The sequence below is a fragment of the Arsukibacterium sp. genome, from assembly GCF_041616895.1.
Classification (GTDB): Bacteria; Pseudomonadota; Gammaproteobacteria; order Enterobacterales; family Alteromonadaceae; genus Alishewanella.
On sequence record NZ_JBFJPY010000139.1, the window covers coordinates 1 to 5,359 of the forward strand.

Sequence of the window (5,359 nt, forward strand, 5' to 3'; positions counted from 1 at the left end):
AAGCTGGCCGCACGAGCGATGGATGAGCCAAAAAACGTGGTTGTCCCAGGTTTACTCGCCTCTACACCTATCATTATTTCCTTATTAGGTTTCATCATGATTTCCTGGGGTGCGATTACCCGGCGCTTTAGCTCAAGCAATGCCGACGTGCCAGGCCTTGGCCCGGTAACACCAAGGCTTATCGCTTTTATCACAACGCTTGTTTTACTGGTGGGTGTCGGATTAATTGGGCTGGGTGTGCAAACGGCCATTGAAATCAGTGAAGTCAGTCTTATTGCTGGTTTTGCCCCACCCGCAGGTGCTGGTGCATTGCTGGTGCTGTTGGCAGGACTATTTGGTATAGCGATCCTTGTGCTCACGCTAAAAGCGCATAAAAACAGCCCTCTTAGAAAACGTTCCCGAATAGGATTTGTACTGTTGGGCCTTTCTGCGATGTTACTGAGTGTACTCTTTGTTAGCTGGGGTATAACGCCGTGGTAGAGCAGTAATTTATCCTAAGCGTTGAGTTTTAAAAAGATGCGGGGTTAGCTCTTGTTTCTTGCCTTTCTAAAGTGGCAAAAGGCAAGACCTTACCCCTATAACTAAAGGCAAGGCCTGACCCCTATACCTCAAATAAATGAGCCCGACTCTTTTGATCCGTGCTGATGCATCTAGTCGCTGAGAATAAGTACCACGATAACCAGCAACGCAGCCGCCGCCAATTGTGTCAATGTCAGTAACGGCAACAGGGTACGTTCAGTGCTTAGCAGGCTGTTGTAAGCCAACATCAGCAGCGGGGCGGGCAAGCAAAACAGAGCTATAACCACGCTGCGGCGATACTGCCGCAGCCAGAGTCTGATTTTTTGTTTTAATGTCAGTTTCAGCATTGAGCGTTACTCCTGTCCAGCGTCGTTCGCGCCTGCATCATATAGGTTTTTACGCTACCCAACGGGATCTGCATTTTATCAGCAATTTCAGTTTGCGAATAACCATAGAACTCGGCATAAACAAAAACTTGCTGTTGAATGGTTGATAAAGAAGCAATCAGCGTAGCGGCATCCAGCTGTGCGGCGGTGTTGTCAGTATGGCTAAGCGTACCGGCTTCTGCAGCGAACCAACGCTGTTTAAGGGCAGAGAAAATATTACCTGAGCGTTTAGCCTGCAACATTTCATTGATAGCAATCCGCAGTAACCAGGTAGAAAACTGCGCTTGTTGCTGAAACTGCTGAATATTTAAAAAGGCTTTAACGTAAGTTTCTTGCACCAAATCATCAATGTCGTGGCGTTGTTCGGCAGATTTAAACGCCAAAAAACCGCGCAATTTATTGTCATAGCGGCTGAACAGCTCATTAAAAGCTGCCGTATCTCCGGACACCTGCACTATGGCAACCAGTTGCTCAACCGAGGCCTGTTTTAGCGACACAGCATTGTCTTAATACAGCCGTTGCCGATCAAGCCGGGCCAGCAGCAAAAACGCCAGCCCTAACAACGCCGGTAAGATGGCAATGCCGTTTAAGGCATCGTTTAAATCCAGATTGCCATTTTGACGAAAATCGGCAAAGTAGGAAAACACCAGAATGCTGGCTGACAACACCAACAAAAATACACCTTTACGGGTATCACGGTTTGCTGAGAAAAAGTGCCGCGCCACTTCGCGGATTGTTTCTGGCGGCAACGTTAGCTGTTGTTGTAATGAGCGTTCTATCATCTGCAAAAACAGGCGTTTTTTCTTGTAGTTATACAGCAGTATTAACCCCATCAGCGCGACCAACGCGCTGAAGACGATAAGCGGCACCAAAATCTCTGCCCATTCTTGTCCATTCATACTTATTTAATTTCGTTGCCAAAGTTCTGCACCAAGGTACAGCTGCGGCAGAAGTTGTTCAAGTACCGCTGTGGCATTATCGCCATTCATAAAAATAACATAACCGTTTTGGCTTTGCGGTGAAAACACAGCTAAGGTGGACACGCCGGGATCACGGCCGCTATGCAGCAGCAACGACTGCTCACCCGGGAAACCACTGAAAATCTCCCAGCCCAAGCCGAAATAATGTTGAGGCCCGATCCCGACATGATGCGCTTGCATGTCCTGGTACACTGCCGGCATTGCTTGCTGTTGCGCCATGACAAACACCATAAATTTGCTGTAATCGTCTACCGTGCTGATCAAATTGGCGGCGGCATTTGCCTTGTAGTATCTCTCTGTCTCAAACGCCTTGCCGTTGCTGTCGTGGTTGCGGGCGTAGCGGTGTTCATTCACTCCTTGTGACCACCAAAAATAGGTATCGGTCATACCTGCCGGTTCAAATACATATTGCTGTGCCAGGGCTTCCAGCGATTGGCCAAATTTATGCTCCAGCGCCCGGCGAAGATATTCAAAGCCTTCACCGGAATACTGATGTTGCGTGCCGGGCTTAAACTGAAAACGTAACCTGTTGTCTGTTTCCAGATAACGCCAGTTGGCAAAGCCGGTTTGGTGCGTCAGCACAATTCGGGGTGTCAGCAACAAATGTTTTGGGTCAGTTTTAAGATCCGGGTCAACCCAGTAGGCTGCAAGGGGTTCATCAAGCTGAAGTTTGCCTGCATTAACCAGCCGCAGCGTCAGCATGGTTACCACTGGTTTGGTTAACGATGCCACTTTAAACAGGGTATTTTGCGGTGCTTTAGTACCCGGCGTCAGCTCGCCATATACTTGAGTGGACACCAGTTTGCCATGCTCAATAATGCCCAGGCCCAGCGCGGGCACATTATTTTTTTGTAGCAAGCTGATAATAGCTGCCGCTTGAATATTGCTGTTAACGACCTCAGCCGGCTGATGATCATAACTGAGTACATCGCTAAGTTGCCAATCGTCTCCAGCCTTTAACCAGACCGAAGTGAACCGTGCCGTGCCGGTTAGCTGGTCAGGTTTTCCCGCTTCGCGAAAATAAAACTGATGTTGCCCATGCTGCACTGCACCATACAATATGCCGTCACGATGCAGAGGAAAGGTACTCAAACTGTCGGCAGCTAATTTGCGAATGGGCTTGTTCGCCATATCACCACAAATATATTTTTGCGTGTTTTGCATAAACAAGGCTTTATCCTGAAAACCACTTTTGTCGTGATAAAACCTTAGCTCGGGGCTGACAGTTGCGTCCAGATAAGCGATATCACACTCGTTAAAGCCACGCTGAAAAAACAAAGCGTCTTGTTGTGCTAATTCATCATGCAGGCTCATATCTTGTATGCGGGTATCGGTTGCCGCAACGAAAGGGCTTGTTGCCAGCAGTACGACAGCAAAAAAAACGTGCCGAGAAACAGTATTTAAAAGCGTCATATCATATCCTGTAAGTTAGTTTAAAACTTAGATGCACCCAGGATTTGATTTGGATTTAATATTAGAAAATAAATTTTGTTGCTGGAGCCTTTAGGGGCAGGTCTTGTTTATTGCCTTGCTGGATTAGCAAAAAGCAAAGCCTGCGCCTGCACCACCCTTTTCCCTCTACTATACTCACCCATACCTATAAGTTGGCAATCATTAATAAAATATGAAGAATATAATTTTTATTTTTCTCGCAGTAATTTTGCTTGGCTGTGCTCAACAAGAGGAAAAAACTGAAACGAATGTAACTTCAAACACACAGAAACAACTTCAAATAACAGAAGAGGATAGCCTGGCCATTAAAAATATCATTGATATTCAATCAAAAAGTGGAAATTTTGAGGAGAGGGAAAAAATATGGTCGGAAGATGGTCGTTGGTTACAAGCCTTTGGCCGGGTATTTCGTGGCAAGGACAGCATAACCAGCTTTGAACAAAAATTACACGCAAACGCAGGTTATGCTGCATCAAATGTAAGTGTTAGAAGTGAACCTGAAATAAAATTTTTAAGATCTGATGTGGTGGTTGTGCATCAATATCATGAAAGAGAAGGACAAATTATCAATGGCGTGGTAACCCCAACACGAAGAATAAACACCACCTATATCATCACAAAAGAAAACGGCACCTGGTTACTCAGAGATAAAGTCACTATGGATGAACGTGAGCGAAGTACAAACTAAGTAAAAACAGAGTATGAAGCTGACTTCCCCCTTCGTTTCAGTATAAAAATAAATGTTAAACGCTTTTCAGTTTTACATGTCATTTACGCGATTTCTGTAGTTCTGTTTTCAACCATGTCTGCAGCATTTCACCATCTTTATCTATTCGAATTGGAATCGTTAACTCTGTTGGATGATATCGAACCCCTGCATGCACAAAGATACTGTTTTCAACAATTGCAACTGCCCTGCAACCTGCGTTTTGCAGTTTGACGTAACTTGACATCATCTCTTTGATCGCATTATCGACAATACCTGCAGACTCATCGGGGTTTTGAAAAAGCCCCCATTCTTCCATGCCCGATGCCAATTCCAGAATATCATAGGTGAGCTTCTTTACACCTTCGATATTAAACCCTTGTGAGTAATCACAGTGAATAATTTTACCATCGACAGAAAGGGTATAATTACCATGCGCGACGTCTATATACATGCCCTAAACTACGTCCATTAAAAATTATTTACAACAACCTGTTTACACATCATACAGCGTGAATAAAATTGCACAACGTCAAAGTTCGAGCAAGTCCACACAAAGCGGTCTATCAGACATAAAAACCCCGGCACAAAGGCCGGGGTTTTTATTTTTAGTACTAGCTTACGCCAATATTTTTTCTCAATCGCTTACCGATACGCTTCCGGGCTTGGGCATGAGCACATTAAATTCCGGTCGCCGTATACGTCATCAATACGTGTTACGGTCGGCCAGAACTTGTTCTCGGCCACATAGGCTACCGGGAAGGCACCGTAAGTGCGTTCGTAGGCACGATCCCATGCCGGGTCGAGAATATCCGCCATGGTGTGCGGGGCGAAGGCCAGTGGGTTGTTATCTACGGTCCACTCGCCTGCTTCTACCTTGGCAATCTCGGCGCGGATGCTAGTCATCGCTTCGATAAACTTGTCCAGCTCGGCTTTACTTTCAGATTCGGTTGGTTCAATCATTAAGGTCCCCGCAACCGGGAAGCTCATGGTCGGTGAGTGATAGCCGTAATCCATTAAGCGCTTGGCAATATCCATTTCGGTAATACCGCTGGCCTCTTTTAACGGACGAATATCGATAATACATTCGTGCGCTACCCGGCCATTGCTGCCACGGTACAGCACCGGGAAGTGCGGGTTAAGCTTATTGGCCACGTAGTTGGCGGTTAAAATAGCAAACTCGGTGGCCTGCTTTAAGCCTTCGCCGCCCATCATGGCGATGTACATCCAGCTGATAGGCAGAATACCTGCACTACCAAACGGTGCGGCCGCTACTGCACCATTGCTATCGCCGGTACCGTCAATTTTGATCAACG

The 5,359-nt window shown here is 46.2% G+C and carries 7 protein-coding genes and 1 pseudogene; 2 read left to right on the forward strand and 6 right to left on the reverse strand.

Annotated features, from left to right (window positions below; all coding sequences use genetic code 11):
• A partial coding sequence (locus tag ABY802_RS15550) for a hypothetical protein (protein ID WP_372628039.1) occupies positions 1-480 on the forward strand: 480 nt, incomplete at its 5' end.
• A 170-nt stretch (positions 481-650) separates the two neighbouring features.
• Here ABY802_RS15550 and ABY802_RS15555 read toward each other — a convergent pair.
• From ABY802_RS15555 to ABY802_RS15570, 4 genes are read right to left on the reverse strand one after another with little or no spacing between them, the layout of a single operon-like run.
• A complete protein-coding gene (locus tag ABY802_RS15555; protein ID WP_372628040.1) occupies positions 651-866 on the reverse strand; it encodes a hypothetical protein in 216 nt (71 codons plus the stop codon).
• Positions 860-1,402, reverse strand: coding sequence for an RNA polymerase sigma factor (locus tag ABY802_RS15560; RefSeq protein WP_372628041.1), 543 nt, complete (start codon positions 1,400-1,402; stop codon positions 860-862). Before ABY802_RS15560 ends, ABY802_RS15555 begins: the two co-directional genes overlap by 7 nt.
• Positions 1,403-1,411: 9 nt before the next feature.
• Positions 1,412-1,804, reverse strand: coding sequence for a DUF6249 domain-containing protein (locus ABY802_RS15565; RefSeq protein ID WP_372628042.1), 393 nt, complete (start codon positions 1,802-1,804; stop codon positions 1,412-1,414).
• A 6-nt stretch (positions 1,805-1,810) separates the two neighbouring features.
• Positions 1,811-3,298: a serine hydrolase gene (locus ABY802_RS15570; protein WP_372628043.1), complete on the reverse strand. Its 1,488-nt coding sequence runs from the start codon at positions 3,296-3,298 to the stop codon at positions 1,811-1,813.
• Positions 3,299-3,509: 211 nt separating this feature from the next.
• Here ABY802_RS15570 and ABY802_RS15575 point away from each other — a divergent pair, with 211 nt between their 5' ends.
• Positions 3,510-4,025: a DUF4440 domain-containing protein gene (locus ABY802_RS15575; protein ID WP_372628044.1), complete on the forward strand. Its 516-nt coding sequence runs from the start codon at positions 3,510-3,512 to the stop codon at positions 4,023-4,025.
• 79 nt (positions 4,026-4,104) lie between these two features.
• Here ABY802_RS15575 and ABY802_RS15580 read toward each other — a convergent pair whose 3' ends face one another.
• Together ABY802_RS15580 and ABY802_RS15585 are read right to left on the reverse strand one after the other, a co-directional pair.
• Complete coding sequence (locus ABY802_RS15580) at positions 4,105-4,497, reverse strand: hypothetical protein (protein WP_372628045.1); 393 nt, start codon at positions 4,495-4,497, stop codon at positions 4,105-4,107.
• A gap of 191 nt (positions 4,498-4,688) precedes the next feature.
• Positions 4,689-5,359: pseudogene (locus tag ABY802_RS15585) on the reverse strand (glycine dehydrogenase (aminomethyl-transferring)); the annotation flags it as partial.

Coding starts and splice junctions, on each gene's coding strand:
- ABY802_RS15555 (WP_372628040.1), bottom strand. CDS start 866: ATGCTGAAACTGACATTAAAACAAAAAATCAGACTCTGGCTGCGGCAG.
- ABY802_RS15565 (WP_372628042.1), bottom strand. CDS start 1,804: ATGAATGGACAAGAATGGGCAGAGATTTTGGTGCCGCTTATCGTCTTC.
- ABY802_RS15570 (WP_372628043.1), bottom strand. CDS start 3,298: ATGACGCTTTTAAATACTGTTTCTCGGCACGTTTTTTTTGCTGTCGTA.
- ABY802_RS15575 (WP_372628044.1), top strand. CDS start 3,510: ATGAAGAATATAATTTTTATTTTTCTCGCAGTAATTTTGCTTGGCTGT.
- ABY802_RS15580 (WP_372628045.1), bottom strand. CDS start 4,497: ATGTATATAGACGTCGCGCATGGTAATTATACCCTTTCTGTCGATGGT.